Source organism: Xanthomonas sp. JAI131, assembly GCF_013410075.1.
Classification (GTDB): Bacteria; Pseudomonadota; Gammaproteobacteria; order Xanthomonadales; family Xanthomonadaceae; genus Xanthomonas_A; species Xanthomonas_A bonasiae.
On sequence record NZ_JACCCN010000003.1, the window covers coordinates 460,851 to 481,784 of the forward strand.

Below are 20,934 nucleotides of genomic sequence, written 5' to 3' on the forward strand. Positions count from 1 at the left end.
GGCTACTGCGCCGCCGCGTTCGCCGCGCGCAGATGGTCGATGAACACGCGCAGCTTCGGCGCCAGGTGTTCGCGCGCCGGATAGTAGAGATAGAAGCCGGCGAAAGGCTGCTGCCAGTCGTCCAGCACGCGGACCAGGCGGCCGGCGGCGACATCGGCGGCGACCACCGATTCGAAGCCCTGCGCCAGGCCCAGCCCTGCCAGCGCCGCGGCATGGGTCAAACCGCTGTCGTTGAACACCAGGGTGCCCGTCACCTCCACTTCGAAATCGCGGCCGTCGCGGGTGAACTCCCAGGCCATGCGCCGGCCATTGCTCATGCGATGCACGATGCAGTCGTGCTCGACCAGGTCGGCCGGCGTCTGCGGCGGCGGATGGCGCCGGAAATAGCCCGGTGCCGCACAGATCACCTGGCGCTGCATCGGCCCCAGCGGCACCGCGATCATGTCGCGCGCCAGGCATTCCCCCAGGCGGATGCCGGCATCGAAGCCCTCGGCCACCACGTCCACCAACGCCGGGTCCACGCACAGCTCCACTTCGATCTGCGGATAGCGCGCCAGGAACGACGGCAGCCACGGCATCACCAGTTGGTCGGCGACCACCCGCGGCAGGGTGATGCGCAGGCGCCCGGCCGGGCGTTCGCGCACCGTGTCCAGGTCCAGGAACGCTGCCTCGATCTGCGCCAGACCCGGTTTGACCCGTTCCAGGAAGCGCGCGCCGTGCTCGCTCAGCGCCACCCGGCGCGTGGTCCGGTGCAGCAGGCGCACGCCCAGTTGCGCTTCCAGCGCGCGCACCGTCTGCGACAGGGCCGAGGCCGAGACGCCGAGTTCGTCGGCGGCGCGGGTGAAGCTGGCGTGGTGGGCGACGCGGGCGAAGGCGACCACGGCAGGCAGGGGACTGGCAGCCATTGTGAAGCTCAACTTCAAGGAAGATGCAGACTATGCCAGTTTATCCGCCTGGTCGCGCGGCGCATCCTGCCGTTCCCGCGGTCCAATCCGCTTGCCAGGAAGCTCTCCATGTCGCTCGACCACTACCGCCTGCTCGGCCGCTCCGGCCTGCGCGTCAGCCCCATCTCGCTGGGCACGATGACCTTCGGCAACGACTGGGGCTGGGGCGCCGACGCCGCCGAAGCCAGCCGCCTGTTCGCGCGCTATGTCGAGCTTGGCGGCAATTTCATCGACACCGCCAACACCTACACCAACGGCAGCTCCGAGACCCTGCTCGGCACCTTCGCCGAAGGCCGCCGCGACCGCCTGGTGATCGCCAGCAAGTACACCCTCAACCCCTTCCCCGGCGATCCCAACGGCGGCGGCAACCACCGCAAGAACCTGCTGCAGTCGGTGGAGGCCAGCCTGAAGCGGCTGCGCACCGACTACCTGGACCTGCTGTACCTGCACATCTGGGACGACACCACGCCGGTGGAGGAAGTGATGCGCGGCTTCGACGACCTGGTCCGCGCCGGCAAGATCGTCTACGCCGGCATCTCCGACACGCCGGCCTGGCAGGTGGCGCGGATGCAGACCCTGGCCGACCTGCGCGGCTGGTCGCCGCTGGTGGCGCTGCAGATCGAATACAGCCTGGCGCAGCGCACGGTCGAAGCCGAGCTGGTGCCGATGGCCGAGGCGCTCGGGCTCGCGGTGCTGGCCTGGTCGCCGCTGACCATGGGCATCCTGACCGGCAAGTACAGCCGCCAGGACCTGGCCGCGGTGCAGCGCCGCGCCGCCGACGGCCAGGCCGGCGCCGAACGCGGCGATGCCGCGCATGCGCACGAAATGCTGACCGAGCGCGCGCTGGACATCGCCGATGTGGTCAAGCAGGTCGCCGCGGAGATCGGCCGTTCGCCGGCGCAGGTGGCGCTGGCCTGGCTGCTGCAGCGGCCGGGCGGCGGCGCGATCCCGATCGTCGGCGCGCGCACCCTGGCGCAGCTGGACGACAACCTCGGCGCGCTGGAGCTGCAACTGGACGCGGCGCAGTTGCAGCGGCTGGACGCGGTCAGCGCGGTGGCGCATCCGTTCCCGCACGCGTTCGTGCGTCTGCCGATGCCGCGGCACCTGGTGTCCGGCGGCACCCGCCTGCGCCCGCGTACGCCGGCGATCTGAACCGCGGCGCCGACGCGTGACCGAACGCGGCACTGACTGTGCGCAAACGTCGGCCATGGCATGGTCGGCGCCTGCGCAGATCGCGGCGCGGCGGCACGTTTGCAGGATCGGACAAGGATCCTGCGCGATCGCGATAACCCACCGCCGCGCCACGCCCGCATCCTCCCTGCCCCGCGACGACCGCGTCCGCGCCGCGTCTTTTCTTCTCCCGTCCCTCCCACTTCGCAACAGGAGTTTCCCGATGCAAACCCGCACTCTCGGCCGCAACGGCCCCCGCGTGTCCGCCCTCGGCCTCGGCTGCATGGGCATGAGCGCGTTCTACGGCGGCCGCAACGACGACGCGGCCTCGATCGCGGTGATCCATGCCGCGCTCGACCATGGCGTCACCCTGATCGACACCGCCGACATGTACGGCCCGCACACCAACGAAGTGCTGGTCGGCAAGGCGCTGGCCGGGCGCCGCGACCAGGCGTTCCTGGCCACCAAGTTCGGCATCAAGCTCGATCCCAACGATCCGAGCGTGCGCGGCGTCGACGGCCGCCCCGAGTACGTGCAGGCCGCCTGCGAGGGCAGCCTGCAGCGCCTGGGCGTGGACCACATCGACCTGTACTACCAGCACCGGGTGGACCCGAACGTGCCGATCGAGGACACCGTCGGGGCGATGGCGCGGCTGGTGGAACAGGGCAAGGTGCGCTTCCTGGGCCTGTCCGAGGCCGCCGCCGGCACCATCCGCCGCGCGCATGCGGTGCACCCGATCACCGCGCTGCAGAGCGAGTACTCGCTGTGGTCGCGCGATCCGGAGAGCGACCAGGTGCTGGATACGGTGCGCGAACTGGGCATCGGCTTCGTGCCGTACTCGCCGCTGGGCCGCGGCTTCCTGACCGGGGCGATCCGCTCGCCGGAGGACTTCGAGGCCGACGACTATCGCCGCCATTCGCCGCGCTTCCAGGGCGAGAACTTCGCCCGCAACCTGCAGCTGGTGGAACAGGTGCGCACGCTAGCCCAGGCCAAGGGCGTGACCCCCGGGCAACTGGCGCTGGCCTGGGTCCTGGCGCAGGGCGAGGACCTGGTACCGATCCCGGGCACCAAGCGCCTGGCCTACCTGGAAGAGAACCTGGGCGCGCTGCAGGTGACGCTGAGCGCCGAGGATCTGGCGCAGATCGAGGCGATCTTCCCGGCCGACGCCGCCGCCGGCACCCGCTACCCGCCGGCGATGATGGCGACGCTGCAGCGCTGACCCGCTGCTCCGATCCGGCCGCGCCGCGCCTGCGGCCGGCCGGGACGCGGCGCGGGCCGATTTGCCCGCGCCGCGCCGGCGTCGCATGATGCCGGACGTGATCTCGTTCATCGTTCCCGCCCACGACGAAGCCGCCCTGATAGGCGACACCCTGGCGTCGCTGCATATCGCCGCCGAAGCCTTGCGGCTGGACTACGAGACCCTGGTCGTGGCCGACGCCTGCAGCGACGACACCGCGCAGATCGCGCGCCGCCATGGCGCGCAGGTGCTGGACGTGCAGTTGCGGCACATCGCCGCCACGCGCAATGCCGGCGCCGCCGCCAGCCGCGGCCGCTACCTGCTGTTCGTCGATGCCGACACCCGCGTCAACACGCCGCTGCTGGCGGCGGCGCTGCGCGCGCTGCACACCGGCGCGGTCGGCGGTGGCGCGCAGGTGCAGCTGCTCGGCAACGTCGCCTGGCACGAACGCGTAGCGCAAGCCCTGTTCGGCTGGTTGTTCCGTCGCACCGGCATCGCCCCCGGCTGTTTCCTGTTCTGCACGCGCAGCGCGTTCGACGCCGCCGGCGGCTTCGACGAGCGCTACTACGCCGGCGAGGACGTGGCACTGAGCCGCGCGCTGGCCCGGCGCGGGCGTTTCGCGATCCTGCGCGAGCCGGTGCACACCTCCGACCGCAAACTGCGTAGCTTCAGCAAGCGCGAGCACCTGGGCCTGCTGCTGCAGTTGCTGCGCCGCGGCCGCGGCATGCTGCGCTCGCGCGACGCGCTGGGCTTCTGGTACGGGCAGCGCCGCGGCCGCTAGGCCGCGCCGCCATGTCCGCACAGGTTGCGTCGGGCCGGCAAAGCGCTTGCGCCCAACGTGGGCGACTTCCTACTCTCTGCCGATGAGCGAGAACGGCAACCTGGAGATCAGGAACGCGGCGATGGCGGACCGGCAAGCGATCGTGGCGCTGATGGCGGCGCTGGACTATGCCGGAACCGAGGACTTCATCGAGGCCCGCCTGGCGCAGCTGCTGGCGCATCCGGACGAGGCCTTGCTGGTGGCCGCCGCAGGCGACGGCGTCCTGGGCGTGTTGTCGCTGCATTTCCTGCCGCAGCTGGCATTGGCCGGCGACATCTGCCGCATCAGCTATTTCTGCGTCGACGATCGCGCGCGCGGCGCCGGGGTGGGGCAGCGTTTGCTGGCGGAAGGCGAGGCGCTGGCGCGGCAACGCGGCTGCGACCGCCTGGAGGTGCACTGCCATGGCCGGCGCGAACGCGCGCACGCCTTCTATCGGCGGGAAGGCTTTGTCGAAGCGCCCAAATATTTCGCCAAGTCGCTGCGCGATTGAGGACTGTCTGAGATCGCCAGCCGCAGGCGGCGGCGCGATCTTCCCAAGCGCGGTTGCCGGCGCCGATCCGCTGGCAGTACGCTGCGCCCCCTTTGCGCGAGCTTTCGCAATGACCGTCGACCCCAGCAGGCCCATCGCGGTGCGCATCCTCGGCACGGGCGACTATCTGCCGGCGCGGCAGGTGGCTTCGGACAGCTTCGACCAGCGCTGGGGCAAGCCCGCCGGCTGGACCCTGCGCCATGCCGGGGTCGGCGTGCGCCACTACGCAGGCGCCGACGAACCGGCCTCGCTGATGGGCGAACGCGCCGCGCGCGCGGCGCTGGCGGCGGCGCAGCTCGAACCGGACCAGGTCGATTGCGTGATCTCCGCCTGCAGCCTGATGGAGCAGGCGATCCCGTGCAGCGCCGCGCTGCTGCACGCGCGCCTCGGCCTGCAGGGCAGCGGACTGGCCGCGTTCGACATCAACGCCACCTGCCTGAGCTTCATCGCCGCGCTGGACCTGGCCGCCTGCGCGATCGCCGCCGGCCGCTACCGGCGCGTGCTGATCGTGTCCAGCGAGATCGCCAGCGTCGGTCTCAACGGCGAGGACATGGACACCGCGCCGCTGTTCGGCGACGGCGCCGCGGCGGTGGTGCTGGGCGCGGACAGCGGCGACAGCGGCTCGCAGCTGCTGGCCGCGCACCTGGAAACCTATTCCGAAGGCATCGCGCATTGCCGGGTCCGCGCCGGCGGCACCCGTCTGCGCCTGGAGCACGGCATCGACGCGTTGCGCGCCGGCTCGCTGTTCGAAATGAACGGCCGCGCCACCTACCGGCTCGCCGCGGCGAAGTTGCCCGGGTTCCTGCAGCGGCTGCTGGACAAGGCCGGCGTCGAACTCGCGCAGTTGCAGCGGATCGTGCCGCACCAGGCCAGCGCCAAGGCGCTGCGGCATCTGCAGGTCGCCCTGCGGCTGGCGCCACACACGCTGGTCGACGTGATCGGCGAACGCGGCAACCAGATGGCGGCCTCGATCCCCAGCGCCCTGCACCAGGCCATCGCCGACGGCCGCATCGTGCGCGGCGACCTGATCGGCCTGATCGGCTCCGGCGCCGGGCTGGCGTTCGGCGGCGCGGTGCTGAGGTACTGACATGGCGCGCATCCTGGTCACCGGCGCCTCCGGCTTCATCGGCGCGCACATCGTCCGCGCCCTCGCCGCCGAAGGCGCGCAGGTCCGCGCCAGCGGCCGCAATGCCGCCGCCCTGGCCGCCTTCGCCGGCGACCCGCGCATCGACGTGGTCCGCGCCGAGCTGTGCCGCGACGATCTGGCACCGTTGCTCGCTGGCTGCGACGCGGTGATCCACTGCGCCGCGCTGTCCGCGCCGTGGGCCAGCGCCGAGCTGTTCCGCCAGGCCAACGTGGTCGCCACCGAGCGCATGCTCGCCGCCGCGCAGCGCGCGCAGGTGCGCCGCTTCGTGCATTTCAGTTCGCCGAGCATCTATTTCCGCTTCGCCGACCAGTACCAGGTCACCGAGGACTTCACCCCGCCGGCGCGCTGGATCGGCGGCTATCCGCAGACCAAGTGGGAGGCGGAGGAAAAAGTGCGCGCCGCCGCCGCGGCCGGGCTGCCGGCATTGGTGCTGCGTCCGCGCGCGGTGTTCGGCCACGGCGACAATGCGATCGTGCCGCGGCTGCTGGCAGTGGCGCAGCGCGGCTGGTTCCCGCTGGTGCACGGCGGACGCGCGATGATCGACGTGTGCTGCGTGGAGAACGCGGTGGCCGCGGCGCTGGCCGCACTGCGCGCCGAACACCTCGGCGACGGGCGCGCCTACAACATCAGCAACGGCACGCCGATCGCGGTGCGCGACCTGCTCACCGCGTTGTTCGCGGCATTGCAGCTGCGCGTGCGCCTGCTGCCGGTGCCGCGCCGCGTGGCCCTGGCGCTGGCCACCGTCGGCGAACAGATCGCCTTGCGCCGGCGCGGGCAACCGGAGCCGCGACTGAGCCGCTACGGCATCGGCGTGCTCGGCTATTCGCAGACGCTGGACATCGGCCGCGCCCGGCGCGAACTCGGCTATGCGCCGGTGCTGTCCACCGAGGCCGGGATCGCGGCCCTGGCGCGCACGTGAAGCAACCCCGGCAAGCGCCTGGCCAGGCCTGCCCGGCATCGCCCGCCGACGCAGGCGCGCGCACGTCTGCAGGTGTGGGAGGGGCTTCAGTCCCGACGCGACTGGCCCGCCAAAGCGCCGCGACCGAAACATCGTCCACGCACTGCGCGGCCGGACAGGAACGCCCATGAGCGCACCGACGCTGCGCTGGCGGCTGTACGAAGCCGGGCATTGCACCCATCCCGAACGCGCCACGCGCCGCGGCGCGACGCTGGCGCCCTGCCAGTTCCCGGCGCTGGCGGCGCTGCTGCAGCATCCGGTGCATGGCAACCTGCTGTTCGACACCGGCTACTCGCAGCACTTCCTCGCCGCTACCGCGCGCTTCCCCGAGCGCCTGTACCGCGTGCTGACGCCGGTGCATCTGGCGCCGGGACAATCGCTGCGCGAACAGCTTGCACGCGACGGCATCGACGCGGCGGCGATCGACTGGATCGTGCTGTCGCATTTCCATGGCGACCACGTCGGCGGCGTGGCCGATTTCGCGCAGGCGCGCATCGCCTGCGCGCAGCAGGCCTGGGACGATCTGCAACGGCGCGGGCGATTGGCGGCGCTGCGCGAAGGTTTCCTGCCGGCGCTGCTGCACGGCGCACGCGCACGCATGCACTGGTTCGAGGCATTGCCGGCGTGCGCCGCGCCCACGGCGCTGCGCGGCTTCGGCACGCTGCGCGACCTGTTCGGCGACGGCAGCGTGCTGCTGGTGCCGCTGCCCGGACACGCGCCCGGCCACTACGGACTGTGGTTCGAGGACGCGCACGGGCCGGTGTTCCTGGTCGCCGATGCGGCCTGGTCCAGCGCCGCGATCGCCGACGGCACGCCGCCGCCGGCGCTGGTCACCCACCTGCTCGGCGAGCACCGCGTCTACCGCGACACCTTGGCGCGGCTGCACGCGCTGCGCCTGGCCGAACCGGCGCTGCGCATGGTGCCCTCGCATTGCCGGCAATGGCGGCCGGCCGCGCACGAGGCCGGCGGTGCCTAGCGCGCCGGCGGTGCTGATCACCGGCGCGCGCGCGCCGGTGGCGCTGGACCTGGCGCGCCGCTTCGCCGCGCAGGGCTGGCGCGTGCACCTGGCCGACAGCGTGGCCTGCCGCATCTCCGGCTGGTCGCGCGCGGCCAGCGCCAGCCATCGCATCGCCTCGGCGCGCTACGCCCCGGCCGCCTACATCGCCGACCTCAACGCGCTGGTCGCGCGCCAGCGCATCGCGCTGTTGCTGCCCACCTGCGAGGAGGTGTTCTACCTGGCCCGCTACCGGCAGGCGCTGCCGGCGCAGCTGGACGTGCTGGTGGACGCCTTCGACACGCTGCGCGCACTGCACAGCAAATGGCACTTCCTGCATCTGGCCCGCACGCTCGATGCCGACGTGGACGTGCCGGACAGCGTGCAGGTGCGCAGCCTGGCGCAGGCGCGCGAATGGGCCGGTACTGCGCCGCTGGTGCTGAAGCCGGAATACTCGCGTTTCGGCGTGCACGTGCGCGTGCATCCGCATGGGCTGCCCACCGACGCGCCGCCTTTGCCCGAACAAGGCGCCTGGGTCGCGCAACGCTATTGCGCCGGCGAGGAACGCTGCTCCTACGCGGTAGCGCGCGACGGCGTGCTGCTGGCGCACGCGGTGTACCGCCCGCGCTACCGGCTGCAGCGCAGCTCCAGCTATTACTTCGACGCCGCGCCGGCGCCGCAGATCGAGCGCTTCACCGCGCAGCTGGTGCGCGCGCTGCGCTTCAGCGGGCAACTCTCCTTCGATTGGATCGTCTCGGCGCAAGGCCGCTACAGCGTGATCGAATGCAACCCGCGTGCGACCAGCGGCCTGCACCTGTTCGCCGCATCCGACCCGCTGGTCGCCGCGCTGGACGGCAGCCGCCGCGACCCGGCTGCGCTCGTGCGCCCGGCGCCGACGCGCGCGGCGATGCTCGGCCCGATGATGCTCGGCGTCGCACTGCCGGCCGCATTGCGTCATGGCCGGCTCCGCCAGTGGCGCGAGGACTACGCCCGCGCCGACGATGTGCTCGCGCCGCGCGGCGACCGGCGTCCGCTGGCCGGTGCGCTGCGCGACCTGGGCAGCCATGCGCGGCTGGCGCTGGCCCAGCGCTGCACCGTGCGCGAGGCGTCCACCCGCGATACCGAATGGGACGGCGAGGCCCTGCCGCCGCCATGAACGGCGCCGCCGAGGCCGGCATCGACTACGCCGTGCAGGCGCAGCGTTTCGCCGACCTGCATGCCGGCCGCGATGCGCAGGGCGTGGCCGGCAACCTGTACGCGCGCATCGACATGCTGCAGGCCGGCACGCTGTCGGTGCCGGTCACGGTGAGCGAGGAGCGTGCGGGCAACGCCTGGGTGTGCTCGCCGCGCACCACCTATGCCGACTACGCCGCCGAGGAGGCCGCGCGCCTGTTGCCGCCCGCGTTGGCCGCACCGCTGCGCGGGTTGTGCGGCGGCATCGGCGCCTGGCTGGACTGGGCGCGGATCGACCGCGCGGTCACCCTCAACAACTGGCTGCTGTCCACCAATCTGTATCCGCCGCTTCCGCCCGAGGGGCTGGGCGGTCTGCTGGACGCCGCGCGTGCACGCTGGCCGGACCACGCACTGTGGTTCCGCTCGCTCAACCGGGTGGACACGCCGCAGTGGCTGGACGCGCTGCAGGCGCAGGGCTTCACCCTGATCGGCAGCCGCCAGGTGTATCTGTACGACGACTGGCCGGCGCTGCTGCAGCACCGCGACCTGGCGCGCGATCTCAAGCTGACCGCGCGCACCGACCTGCAGCGCTGCGGCAACGACGCGATCGGCGAGGCCGACTACCCGCGCATCGCCGCGCTGTACGCGCAGTTGTACCTGGACAAGTATTCGCGCTGCAATCCGGCCTACCATGCCGACTTCCTGCGCGCCTGGCACCGCGCCGGGCTGCTGCGCTTCGATGGCTTTCGCGGCGAGGACGGCGAACTGGTCTGCATCACCGGCCTGTTCGGCGTGGGGCAGACGCTGACCGCGCCGATCGTCGGCTACGACCTGCGGCAGCCGCAGCGGCTGGCGCTGTACCGCACGCTCACCGCCTGCGGCTTCGAACATGCACTGCGCCACGGCCGCCGGCTCAACCAGAGCGCCGGCGCGGCCAGCTTCAAGCGCCAGCGCGGCGGCACCCCGGTGATCGAGTACAGCGCGGTGGACGCGCGCCACCTGCCGCTGCGGCGGCGCCAGTCGATCGCCGCGCTCGGCGCGCTGACCGAACGCATCGGCGTGCCGCTGATGCGCCGCTATCGGCTGTGAACGACCGGCCCGCCTTTGCCGCCATGGTCGCAGCGGCAAAGAGCTAAAGGCCGCGCACCCGTCGCCGATATCAGGGCAAGCCCAGCTCAAGCGCCAGGAACCCGGATGTACCGAACCGCCTCTTCCCGTCGAGCTGTGCCGCGCCTGCAAAACCAACCCAGCGTGCGCACGAACGGCGTCGTGTCCCGCAGGCAATCTGGAAACGTTTGCAACGAGAAACCCGCTGCAAACGGGCGTCTCGCATATTCTCGCTGCCCTATACTGGGCGGCATCTGAAAATCGTTTGCGGTGTGGATCGGGGGACCTGTGGAATGGATCGCACACCTAGTTCACGCTGGCACCTTGCTGATCGTCAACGCCATGCTGGCGGCGGTTTCGTCGGCGCTGTTCTTTGCCATCCATTTGACCGGGCGCAAAGCCAAGCACACTAAAGGATTGCTACTGCTTGGCCTGAGCTACGCCACGTTCGCGGCTGGCTTTGGCGCACTCGTGCTGCCGACGGGGTTGCCGGCGCACGCCGCCGCCCTGGGATTGATCGGCAACTTGACGATCGATGCCGCCACGGTGTTGGAGTTGTGCGCGGTGAACGCCTATCTGCGGCGGCCGCTGATCCAGCCCTGGATCCTGGTCTCGGTCGCGCTGATCGGCGCGGCGGAGATCTATTGCCTGCGCAGTGGAGGCGAGAATCTCAGGGTCATGGTGGTTTTCGGCTGCACCCTGCGCGGCCTGTTGACCGTTGCCACCGGCATGGCCTTGTGGCGCCATGCTGACGCGACGGCACGCACCGCGGCGCGCTTCACTGCCGCGTTCCACTTCCTGTGGGCCTTGATGCTGCTGCTGCGCATCGTCTGGTGGTCGATCCATCCGCTCGCGGACACGAGCTTCGACCCGACTTCGAAATTCGGCCTGCTCGCGCGCATGGTGTTGACCTCGATCATCACCCCCGGGTTTCTGTGGATGCTGGCCCGGAAGATGAACGCGGAATTGATTCGCCACGCCTCGCAGGACTCCCTCACCGGCGTCGCCAACCGCCGCGTCATGTGGGAAAAGGGCGAGTCGGCCACGCAGGAAGCCCGCGGCAGGCACTCGCCGATCGCGGTGCTGATGATCGACGTCGACAACTTCAAGTCGATCAACGACCGCCTGGGCCACGCGACCGGCGACCAGGTCCTGATCGCCATCGCCGACACGCTTGCCCGGCATATCCGCAGCCCGGACTTTCTCGCCCGCGTGGGCGGCGAGGAATTCATGGTGCTGATCCCGCAGGGCGACGAATCGGTGGTGCGCGATATCGCCGAACGCCTGCGGCGCGTGGTCGAACGCCAGGAAATCGCGCCTGCGGCCAGCGCTGCGCTGGTCTGCACGGTCAGCATCGGCTACTGCATCTCGGCGCAGGCGCAGATCGAGTGGCAGAAGCTGGTCGTCATCGCCGACCAGGCGCTGTATGCGGCCAAGCGCGGCGGACGCAACCGAGTCACCGGGACGGTCGTCGCGTAGCGCGCCGCCGGCGTTCGAGCGTGCATCCAGACATCCGCCCACCGCGCATGCGACGCTAGCGGCCATGAACGACTGGCATCCCTCGCTGTACCGACACTGGTTCGCCGTGGCCCGGGCCGACGCGCTGCGGCAGCGGCCGTTGGCGGTAACGGTCATGGACCGGCATGCGGCGATCGCGCGCTGCGCCGACGGCAGCCTGCTCGCGCTGGAGGACCGTTGCCCGCACCGGCACGCGCCGCTGTCGGCCGGCTGCGCCAGCGGCGACGGCCTGGCCTGTCCATACCACGGCTGGCGCTTCGGCCGCGACGGCTCGCTGCGCGAGATTCCCGGCATGCCGCCCGGACAGACGCTGCCGGCAGTGCGGGTCCGCGCCTTCGCCGCGCGCGAGCACGACGGTTTGATCTGGCTGCGCCCGGATCCCGACGGCGACGCGCACCCGGCGCAGCTGGTGCAGGAACTGCAACCTTCGGCGCGGCGCTTCCTGTGGCGCACGCGCTGGGAGGCGCACGTGGTCGATGCGCTGGAGAACTTCCTCGATCCGTTGCACACCCACCTGCTGCATCCGGGACTGGTGCGCCGCGGCGGTGCGCGCACGCCGATGCGCGCCTGCCTGCAGACCGGCGCCGAAGGCTTCCACGTGGACTACGTCGGTGCGGCCGCGCAGAGCGGCTGGCTCTACCGGTTGTTCGAATCGCCGCGCACGCTGGAGCGCGCGCATTTCGCCGCGCCCGGTACCGCACAGATCGAATACCGCTATGCCCGTGGCGGCCGCGTGCGCATCAGCCTGCACTTCACCCCGGTGGGCGAGCGCAGCACCGAGGTGTTCGCCAGCCTGCACGTGGACGGGCGCTGGGCGCCGGCATGGGCGGTGCGCTGGCTGGTGTGGCCGCTGCTGCGCAAGGTCGGCGAGCAGGACCGGCGCATGCTCGCGTTGCAGGCGCACAACCTGCGGCGTTTTCCGGGCGTGCGCGGCGCCTCGACCGCGCTGGACCTGGTCCGCGAACCGTTGCGCCGCTACTGGGACGGCGAGCCGCTGCCGGCAGCGGGCGCGCCGCACTGCATCGACCTCATGCTGTGACCGCATCCGGCGCATCGCGCGCGCCGAGCGCGGCGAGCACCTGCGCCAGCGGCGCCGGCCGGCCCAGCAGGTAGCCCTGCACCTGGTCGCAGCCATGCGCGCGCAGCCACTGCAACTGCGCGTCGTTCTCCACGCCTTCGGCGACCACCTGCAGGCCCAGGCTGCGGCCGAGCGTCAGCAAGGCCTCGCAGATCGAGGCGTTGCGCGCATCGCGATCCACCTCGGCGACGAAGCTGCGATCGATCTTCAGCGTGTCCAGCGGCAGGTCGCGCAGATAGGCCATGCTGGAGAAGCCGGTGCCGACATCGTCCAGCGCCACGCCCACGCCCAGCGCGCGCAACTGCCGCAGTACGTCCAATGCCTGTTGCGGCTGCCGCATCAGGCTGCTCTCGGTCAGTTCCAGGTGCAGGCCGTCGGCGGCCAGGCCGGCCGCGGCGCAGGCCTGCACCAGGTCCGCGACCAGATCGCCGTCGAAGAACTGCAGCGCCGACACGTTCACCGCCACCGGCAGGTCGGCCCAGCCGTGCAGCGCCAGCTGGCGGCGCGCCTGCGCGGCGGCCTGCATCACCCAGCGGCCGAGCGGCAGGATCAACCCGGTGTCCTCGCACAACTGGATGAACTGGTCGGGGGCGATGAAGCTGCCGTCGTCCTGCGGCCAGCGGATCAGCGCCTCGAGCAGCCGCGGCGCGCCGGTATCGGCGCGCAGGATCGGCTGGAAATGCAGCTCGAACTCCTGCCGCGCGATCGCCTGATGGATGCGCCCGGCCAGGCGCAGGCGCTCGCCGATCCGCGCGGACATGCTGCGCTCGAAGCGGGCGACGCTGCGTCCGTCGGCCTGCGCCGCATGCGCGGCCTGCGCGGCGCTGCCGATGGCTTCCTCGGCGCCGGCGGCGTCGTCCGGGCACAGCGCCACGCCGATGTGCGCCTGCAGCTGCTGGGTGAAGGCGCCGCCCTGCACTGGCGTGGACATCGCCTCGAGCAGAGCCTGCAGCGCCTGCGGCAGCTGCTGCGGATCCAGGACCGCCAGCACGAAATCCTGCGACGGCTGGTGCGCGGTCAGGCCGAACCGTTCGCCCAGCCCGCGCAGCCGCGCCGCCACCGCGCAGCGCACCGCATCGCCGGCGGCGCGGCCCAGGGTGTCGCCGATCAGCGCCAGCCCGCGCAACTGCACGTACGCCACCGCATAGCCCGCCTGCCCACGCGCATCCAGCGCCTCGGCCAGGGCGCGCGGATCGAGCAGCCCGGTGGTGACGTCGTGGCTGGCGCGGAACGCCAGTTCGCGCTCGTGGGCGATGCGCTCGCTGACATCCTCGGCCAGGATCAGGCGCGCCGGCGCGCCGCCGAAGTCGATGTCCGCGCTGTGCACCCGCACCGACAGCAGGCTGCCGTCCTTGCGCCGATGGGTCCACACGCTGGGCGCGTCGAAGCCGTCGCGCGGCTTGCGCACGTCCGCCAGCAGCCGTTCGGTCTCCCCGGGCGGGCGCAGGTCGAGCAGGGTCATGCCCAGGAATTCGTCGCGGCTGTAGCCGTACTGGCGGATCGCAGCCTGATTCACTTCCAGGAAGCGCAGGCTGTCCACCGCGAACAGCCAGTACGGCAGCGGGTTGCGCTCGAACACCAGGCGGAACTGACGCTCGGCGTCCAGCAGCCGCGCCTGCGCCTCGAGCCGCTCGCTGACGTCCTGCACCGCACCGGTCATGCACAGCCCGCCGCGGCCCTGCACCCGCGCGCCGCGCGCGGCCAGCCAACGCAGGCCGCCATCGGGCGAATGCATGCGGTACACCACGTTGTATTCGCCGTTGCCGTGCAGCGCCTCGTCGTACAGCTGCTCGACCCGCGCGCGATCGTCGTCGTGCACTCGGGCCAGGAACGCGCTCAGGCTCATGCGCAGCTGCGGCGCGCCGAACAGGGTACCGGTCTGTTCGGCCAGCAGCAGGTGGCGCCGGTCGGCCTCGACCCGCCAGGTGCCGATGCCGCCCATCGCATGCGCCAGGCGCAGGTCCTCGTCGCCACGGCGCAGGCGCTCCAGCAACTGCCGCTGGCGGTCCTCGGCACGGCGCAAGCTGCCCAGCAGGAAGGCGAACCCGAGCAGATACAGCAGATACACCAGCGCCGCAGCGCCGGCGAACCACCACCACGGCGCCAGCGCTTCGCGCACCGCCAGCCCCGACACCGCCAGCAACGGGTAGTAACGTCCACCACTGACCGCCAGCATGCGCGGCTGCCGGTCGAACACGGTGCTGTGCATGCCCAACGCACTGCCCTGCGGCAGCCCGCGCACCAGGCCCAACGGCAGCAGCACGCGGGTACCGCCGGTGCCGGCAGCGGGACTGCTTGCCGCAAGCAGCAGACCATGCGCATCGGTCAGCGCGACCACGCCGTCGCGGCCGGCATCGACCCCGCCGACGATGCGCTGCAACGCCGCGACCCGCCAGCTCGCCACCACCCAATCGCCCGACGCCAGCGGCAACGCCAGGCGCACCACCGCCTCGCCGTCGGCCAGACGTTGATACGGCCCGACGAACACCTGATCGCCATTGCGGCGCGAACCCAGCGCCCATGTGCGCACGTCCGGATCGGCCTCCGTCCCGTAGCGGCGCCGGCCCTGCGCATCCAGCAACGCAATGCCATGCAGCTCCGTATGCCGCAGCAGCACGCCGCGCAGCGATGCCTCGATCAGCGCCGGCGCGCTTGCCGGCGCGTCGGCCAGCAGCGCCTGCGCGCCCATGCCTTCGCCGCGCAGCGCCTGGCTCAGGTTGTCCAGCTCCAACTGCAGCAGACGGTCGGCGCCCGTCGCCAACGCCAGGCTCTGCCGCTGCGCCGCGGCCAGGCGGTTGGCGCGGTCCTGCGCCAGCACATAGGCCAGCCCGCACGCCAGCAGCAGCGCCAACGCCAGGCCCCAGACCAGGATCGCGCGCAACGGCGCGCGCAACGCGCGCCGCAGGCGCTGCCGGAAGCGGACGTCGTAGAGCTTGTCGGCGGCGGAGAAACGGCGCTGCATGGGTCCTGCATAGAGCGGCTCAACCGTGCCGATCTTGAATCCCTCCAGCATCCGGGCCGGTACTTGCCAACCGACCGGAGGCTCGGTGCGGGCCGAAGTGTGCGGCCATCCCGATGCGTCGACACAGGCGTACGGGACGTCCGGCGATGCCGGTGCCATGTATGAACAATACAGCCCGTCAGCATGGCCCCCCGCGCTCCGGCCAATGTGGCGCAATCGGGAGTTGGCGCAGGGCGCGTCCTGCCCTGCGTCAGCGGCGATATCGTCCGCATGCACCTGCTGATCCGCTTTCCGCGTGGGGTGCTGCCTCCGGTTCCGCCAAGACCCAAAAAAAGCCCTGCATGACGGTAAAATGCGCAGGAGGGGTGCGGGGCCAGCAAGCGGCCCATTCGGCGGACGTGGTTGGCACAAGCGAGCGCACAACCTCCACGTTCCCCCAATTTTTGGACTCCAAGCCGCAGTGGCAAGCCTCCAGCGCAACCGCCTCCCCGCCACGTTCGTGAACGAAAGTCACGAAATCCTTGCGGCATGCCTCGGCGCCTTTGCGATCTTCCTGGCCGCATCCGCGGCATCGTTGATGCTCGCCCAACAGCTCTCGCTGCGCTTTTCCGTCGCCGCTTGCATCATCGGCGGCTTGGCGCTAGCGACGCTGTCGGTCACGGCCGTGCGGGTGATCGTCCACTATCGGCGCCTGCACCAGCCGGGTCAGCGCCTGCACCTGGTCGGCGTGCTGGCGCTTGCGCTGGCCGGTGGCTGGCTGGCGATGTCGATCAACCGCCCCGATATCGACGACTCCATCTATGTCCCGAAGGCGGTGTACTACATCGCGCATCCGGACGCCCCGGTCGACACCGGCGTGAACTGGCTGGCCGGTCTCGAGCGGACTCCCCAATCCGGCGTTTTCCCCTACTACGAACTCACCCAGGCAGCGCTTTCCTGGCTCGGCGGCCGTCCGTATCTGGACGTGTACCACGTGCTGTTTCCGGGAATCGTCGGGTTCTTGATGTGCGCCGCGGCGATCTTGCTCATCGGCCTGTTCGAAACGCGCCCCCGGACGATCCTGATCTGCGGCGCCTTCTACCTGCTGCTGTTGCTCGCGCTTGGGGAAACGCATCGTGCCTACGGCAATCTGAGCATCGCCCGCGCCTTCCATGGCAAGTACATGTTCCTGTCCGTGGGCGTTCCGGCGTGGATCTACTTCTCGCTGCGCTATCTGCGCCAGCCACGGTGGAGCACATGGCTGATCCTCCTCGCGCTGGGCATCGGCATGGCCGCCGCCACGCCGACGGCGATGGTGTTTCTCCCGTTCCTGGCGCTGACCCTGGCCCTGGCGTTCCATGTACAGGCGTCCGGATCCTTCGCCTCGATCGCGGCGCTGCTGCCGGCGCTGCGCTACGGTGTCTCGCTGGCGCCGGTGGTGCTGATGGCGATCGTCTTTCGCTTCTACGCAGTCGACAACATCGCCGCAGGCAGCCAGATCAACGCGGGCTTCCCGAAGACGTTCGCCGACCAGCTGCGCCTGATCGTGAATCCGGACTACCCGCTGACCCCGGTGCTGTTCGTGGCGTCACTCGCGCTGGTGCTCGCGTTCTCCGCGTATCGCCGCTTTTTCGCCATCTGGGTGACGACGCTGTGCGTCCTGCTGCTGAATCCGTGGGTGTCGCAATTCGTCATGCTCCACCTGACCACCGAGAACATCTATTGGCGGATGTTCTACCTGCTTCCGTTTCCGCTGCTCGCGGCGCTGGCGCTGGCGCCGCTGGCGAATGCCGGCCGCACCGGCCCGATCTGGGCGGGGCTGTGCCTGGCCGCCGCCGGCCTCTTGGCGACGATCGGGCCGACCTCGGTGCTGCGGCACGGCAACGGCGCGACGCTCGCCCTGCCAGGCTACAAAATCGGTGCGAACGACAGCGCCTCCGCACAGCAGTTCATTCGCCGCGCCGCGCCAGGCTCGGTGTTCGCCCCGGTCCAGCTCGCCAGCAACATCCTGCTGCTGTCGTCGGATTTTCCGCAGTATTTCATGCGCGAAGACTATCTCGGCCTGATGATGGCGAGCGTCCCGGCGCATGTTTCCTTCCAGCAGAGACTGGACGCCGCCTTCTACCTCTACAGCAATGGCGCCACGCCGGAAGCGGAGAAGGCCTTCCGTGCCATGATCGCCGCCGCGGATGGGCCGCAGCATGTCCTGGTTCCCGCCAACGCCGACCGGTACGCCGCCATCGCCTCGCAGCTCGCCGCCGCAGGCTATCGTCGCGCATTCGCCGTGGCAGGCGGATACGCGGTATTCAGCCATCCACCAAGGCACCAGCAGTGACCAAGAAAGTCGCCATCCTGCAATCCAACTACATCCCGTGGAAGGGCTATTTCGACCTGATCGCCGCGGTCGACGAGTTCATCCTGTACGACGACATGCAGTACACCCGGCGCGACTGGCGCAACCGCAACCAGATCAAGACCCCGCAGGGCCCGCAATGGCTGACGGTGCCGGTCCTGACCAAGGGCAAGTATCATCAGCGCATCGCCGATACCGAGCTGGATGGGCGCGAATGGGCCGAACTGCACTGGCGCGCGCTTGCGCAGAACTATCGCCGCGCCCAGTACTTCGACGAGATCGCCGCCTGGCTGCAGCCGCTCTACCTGGAACCGTATACTCACCTGTCGCAGATGAACCGGCGCTTCCTGGAAGCGATATGCGGCTATCTGAAGATCGACACCGTCATCAGCAGTTCCGCTGACCACGCGCTACTGGACGCGAAGACCGAGCGCCTGGCCGACCTGTGCGCCAAAGTGGGCGCCACGACCTACATTTCCGGTCCCGCGGCGAAGGATTACATCGACGAAGACGTCTTCCGGCAATACGGCATCGAGCTGGTCTGGTTCGACTATGCCGGCTATCCGGAATACCCGCAGCTATGGGGCGACTTCGTGCACGGCGTGAGCATCCTCGACCTGCTCTTCAATTGCGGTCCGGACGCGCACAGATACATGAGGTACGTGCATCCATGAAGCTGTCGATCGTCTCCACGCTCTATCAGTCGGCGCCATACATCGCCGACTTCCATCGGCGCGCCAGCCTCGCGGCGCAGAAGCTGGTCGCGGACGACTACGAGATCGTCCTGGTCAACGATGGCTCGCCGGACCACAGCCTCGAGCTGGCGATCGCCTTGAGCGAAGCCGATCCGCATGTGGTCGTGGTGGATCTGTCGCGCAATTTCGGCCACCACAAGGCCATGATGACGGGCCTGGCGCATGCCGCCGGCGAGTTGGTGTTCCTGATCGACAGCGACCTGGAGGAAGAACCCGAATGGCTGGCCGCGTTCGCCGACGACCTGCATCGGCACGATGCCGATGTCGTCTACGGGACGCAACTGCAACGCAAGGGCAACGCGTTCGAGCGGTTGAGCGGACAGTGGTTCTATCGCGCATTCAAGCTGCTGACCGGCATGGCGTTGCCGGAAAACGTGGTCACCGCACGCCTGATGCGCCGGCGCTACGTGCAGGCACTGGTGGCGCATCGCGAGCGCGAAGTGTTCATGGCCGGGCTATGGCATATCACCGGCTTCCGGCAACGCCCGTGGCCGGTCACCAAGCACAGCACCAGCCAGACCACGTATACGCTGCGCCGCAAGCTCTCGCTGCTGGTGAACTCGGTCACCTCGTTCAGCAACACGCCGCTGGTCGGCATCTTCTACGTCGGCGTAGCGATTTCCCTGATGGCGCTGGTCTATAGCGCCTACCTGCTGGTGCAATGGGCGTTTCTGGCACGGCCGCTCAGCGGCTGGACCTCGGTGATGGCATCGATCTGGCTGCTGGGTGGCATGATCATCTCCTTCATCGGCGTGATCGGCATCTACCTGTCGAAGATCTTCTCCGAAACCAAGCAGCGCCCCTATACGATCGTGAGACAGATCCATGCACAACGACACGACTGAGCTGCTCGCCGACGTCGCCGGCTACTACAGCGACAAGTTGGCCCAGCATGGGCAGACGGCGCGCGGCGTCGACTGGAACGGCGAGGACAGCCAGACGCTGCGATTCGCCCAGCTGTGCATGCTGGCCGGCAGCGACGGCGCATTCTCGGTGAATGACCTGGGCTGCGGCTACGCCGCGCTCTACGACTACCTGCGCGAGCGCCACGCCGGCGTGGACTACGCCGGCTTCGACGTCTCCGCCGACATGGCCGCGGCTGCAGCCAAGCGGCACGAGGCCGATCCCAACGTCAGATTCGTCGTCGCCGCGGAACCGGACCGCATTGCCGATTACGGCATGGCCAGCGGCATCTTCAACGTGCGGCTCGGCCACGACCCGGCGCGCTGGCAGTCCTACGTGGAAACCACGCTGGATGTACTCGATCGCACCAGCCGCGCCGGCTTCGCGTTCAATTGCCTGACCAGCTATTCCGATCCCGAGCGCATGCGCGAACACCTGTACTACGCCGACCCCTGTCGCTACTTCGATCTGTGCAAGCGGCGCTACTCGCGCAACGTCGCGCTCCTGCATGATTACGGACTGTACGAATTCACGATCCTGGTGAGGAAAACGCCGTGAGCAAGAAACCCCTGGTCATCTTCGGCGCCGGCGACATCGCGCAGCTGGCGCACTACTATTTCAGCACCGACTCGGACTACGAGGTGGTGGCCTTCACGATCGACGCCGACTACATCACCGACAGCCACTTTTGCGGGTTGCCGGTCGTGGCGTTCGACCGGCTTGCGGCGTCCTATCCGCCCGAACGCAACGCGATCTTCATCGCGCTGAGCTATTCCAAGCTCAATGCGATACGCAAGGAGAAGTATCTGGCCGCCAAGGCGGCCGGCTATCGGCTTGCCAGCTACATCAGCTCGCACGCCACCGTGCTCAACGACGGCCGGATCGGCGACAACTGCTTTTTGCTGGAGGACAACACCATCCAGCCATTCGTGCAGATCGGCGATAACGTCACGCTGTGGAGCGGCAACCATATCGGCCATCACTCGACGATCGACAGCCACTGCTTTCTCGCTTCGCACATCGTCGTTTCGGGCGGCGTGGAGATCGGCGAGCAATGCTTCATCGGGGTGAATGCGACGCTGCGCGACCATATCCGCATTGGCGCCAGGACCGTGGTCGGCGCCGGCGCCCTGCTGCTGGGCGATGCCGAACCGGAAGGCCTCTATATCGGCACCGCCACCGAGCGATCGCCGGTGCCCAGCACGCGTCTGAGGAAGATATGACCTGCGTGCACGCAGCCGACGCGACATGCCGCGCCGCCGACCCGGCCGAGTGCTGGCCGAGCCCCACCCTGCTGGAGCGCCACT

At 69.9% G+C, this 20,934-nt stretch carries 18 protein-coding genes; 16 read left to right on the plus strand and 2 right to left on the minus strand.

Annotated elements, in window-relative coordinates; all coding sequences use genetic code 11:
* Positions 1-2 precede the first annotated feature (2 nt).
* Positions 3-905, minus strand: a complete 903-nt coding sequence (locus tag HDC36_RS15040; protein WP_179568864.1) for a LysR family transcriptional regulator — start codon at positions 903-905, stop codon at positions 3-5.
* Between the two features lie 108 nt (positions 906-1,013).
* Between HDC36_RS15040 and HDC36_RS15045 the strand changes: the two genes are divergently transcribed.
* The 11 genes from HDC36_RS15045 (at position 1,014) to HDC36_RS15095 (ending at position 12,636) form a co-directional block, all read left to right on the plus strand.
* Entirely contained in the window at positions 1,014-2,096 is a 1,083-nt protein-coding gene (locus HDC36_RS15045; RefSeq protein ID WP_179568866.1) for an aldo/keto reductase, read from the plus strand.
* A gap of 241 nt (positions 2,097-2,337) precedes the next feature.
* Positions 2,338-3,333: an aldo/keto reductase gene (locus tag HDC36_RS15050; protein WP_179568868.1), complete on the plus strand. Its 996-nt coding sequence runs from the start codon at positions 2,338-2,340 to the stop codon at positions 3,331-3,333.
* Positions 3,334-3,430: 97 nt separating this feature from the next.
* Positions 3,431-4,132, plus strand: coding sequence for a glycosyltransferase (locus HDC36_RS15055; RefSeq protein WP_179568870.1), 702 nt, complete (start codon positions 3,431-3,433; stop codon positions 4,130-4,132).
* Between the two features lie 82 nt (positions 4,133-4,214).
* Positions 4,215-4,661: a GNAT family N-acetyltransferase gene (locus HDC36_RS15060; RefSeq protein ID WP_218848390.1), complete on the plus strand. Its 447-nt coding sequence runs from the start codon at positions 4,215-4,217 to the stop codon at positions 4,659-4,661.
* Between the two features lie 109 nt (positions 4,662-4,770).
* Positions 4,771-5,787: a 3-oxoacyl-[acyl-carrier-protein] synthase III C-terminal domain-containing protein gene (locus tag HDC36_RS15065; protein ID WP_179568872.1), complete on the plus strand. Its 1,017-nt coding sequence runs from the start codon at positions 4,771-4,773 to the stop codon at positions 5,785-5,787.
* 1 nt (position 5,788) lies between these two features.
* Complete coding sequence (locus tag HDC36_RS15070) at positions 5,789-6,766, plus strand: NAD-dependent epimerase/dehydratase family protein (protein WP_179568874.1); 978 nt, start codon at positions 5,789-5,791, stop codon at positions 6,764-6,766.
* A 166-nt stretch (positions 6,767-6,932) separates the two neighbouring features.
* Positions 6,933-7,781 (plus strand): MBL fold metallo-hydrolase, encoded by an 849-nt coding sequence (locus HDC36_RS15075; protein ID WP_179568876.1) that lies wholly within the window; start codon positions 6,933-6,935, stop codon positions 7,779-7,781.
* The gene (locus HDC36_RS15080; RefSeq protein ID WP_179568878.1) at positions 7,774-8,955 is read left to right on the plus strand and encodes an ATP-grasp domain-containing protein; all 1,182 of its coding nucleotides are present in this window, start codon (positions 7,774-7,776) and stop codon (positions 8,953-8,955) included. The genes HDC36_RS15075 and HDC36_RS15080 overlap by 8 nt, the downstream gene beginning before the upstream one ends.
* Entirely contained in the window at positions 8,952-10,061 is a 1,110-nt protein-coding gene (locus HDC36_RS15085; RefSeq protein WP_179568880.1) for a hypothetical protein, read from the plus strand. Before HDC36_RS15080 ends, HDC36_RS15085 begins: the two co-directional genes overlap by 4 nt.
* 342 nt (positions 10,062-10,403) lie before the next feature.
* Positions 10,404-11,558: a GGDEF domain-containing protein gene (locus HDC36_RS15090; RefSeq protein WP_255432756.1), complete on the plus strand. Its 1,155-nt coding sequence runs from the start codon at positions 10,404-10,406 to the stop codon at positions 11,556-11,558.
* A gap of 64 nt (positions 11,559-11,622) precedes the next feature.
* Positions 11,623-12,636, plus strand: a complete 1,014-nt coding sequence (locus HDC36_RS15095) for a Rieske 2Fe-2S domain-containing protein (protein WP_179568884.1) — start codon at positions 11,623-11,625, stop codon at positions 12,634-12,636.
* On the opposite strand, the gene HDC36_RS15100 is transcribed toward HDC36_RS15095, so the two are convergent.
* On the minus strand, positions 12,626-15,637 hold the full coding sequence (locus tag HDC36_RS15100) for an EAL domain-containing protein (protein ID WP_179568886.1): 3,012 nt from the start codon (positions 15,635-15,637) through the stop codon (positions 12,626-12,628). The two genes, HDC36_RS15095 and HDC36_RS15100, sit on opposite strands and share 11 nt — an antisense overlap.
* Before the next feature lie 499 nt (positions 15,638-16,136).
* Here HDC36_RS15100 and HDC36_RS15105 point away from each other — a divergent pair, with 499 nt between their 5' ends.
* Genes HDC36_RS15105 through HDC36_RS15125 form a run of 5 tightly spaced genes read left to right on the plus strand, consistent with a single transcriptional unit; the run spans position 16,137 to position 20,850 of the window.
* Positions 16,137-17,951, plus strand: a complete 1,815-nt coding sequence (locus HDC36_RS15105; RefSeq protein WP_343204349.1) for a hypothetical protein — start codon at positions 16,137-16,139, stop codon at positions 17,949-17,951.
* A complete protein-coding gene (locus HDC36_RS15110; protein WP_179568888.1) occupies positions 17,948-18,643 on the plus strand; it encodes a WbqC family protein in 696 nt (231 codons plus the stop codon). Before HDC36_RS15105 ends, HDC36_RS15110 begins: the two co-directional genes overlap by 4 nt.
* Positions 18,640-19,569 carry a glycosyltransferase family 2 protein gene (locus tag HDC36_RS15115; protein ID WP_179568890.1) on the plus strand — a complete coding sequence of 310 codons (930 nt, stop codon included), beginning with the start codon at positions 18,640-18,642 and terminating at the stop codon, positions 19,567-19,569. The genes HDC36_RS15110 and HDC36_RS15115 overlap by 4 nt, the downstream gene beginning before the upstream one ends.
* Complete coding sequence (locus tag HDC36_RS15120) at positions 19,550-20,185, plus strand: class I SAM-dependent methyltransferase (protein ID WP_179568892.1); 636 nt, start codon at positions 19,550-19,552, stop codon at positions 20,183-20,185. The genes HDC36_RS15115 and HDC36_RS15120 overlap by 20 nt, the downstream gene beginning before the upstream one ends.
* On the plus strand, positions 20,182-20,850 hold the full coding sequence (locus HDC36_RS15125; protein ID WP_179568894.1) for an acetyltransferase: 669 nt from the start codon (positions 20,182-20,184) through the stop codon (positions 20,848-20,850). Before HDC36_RS15120 ends, HDC36_RS15125 begins: the two co-directional genes overlap by 4 nt.
* Positions 20,851-20,934 lie beyond the last annotated feature (84 nt).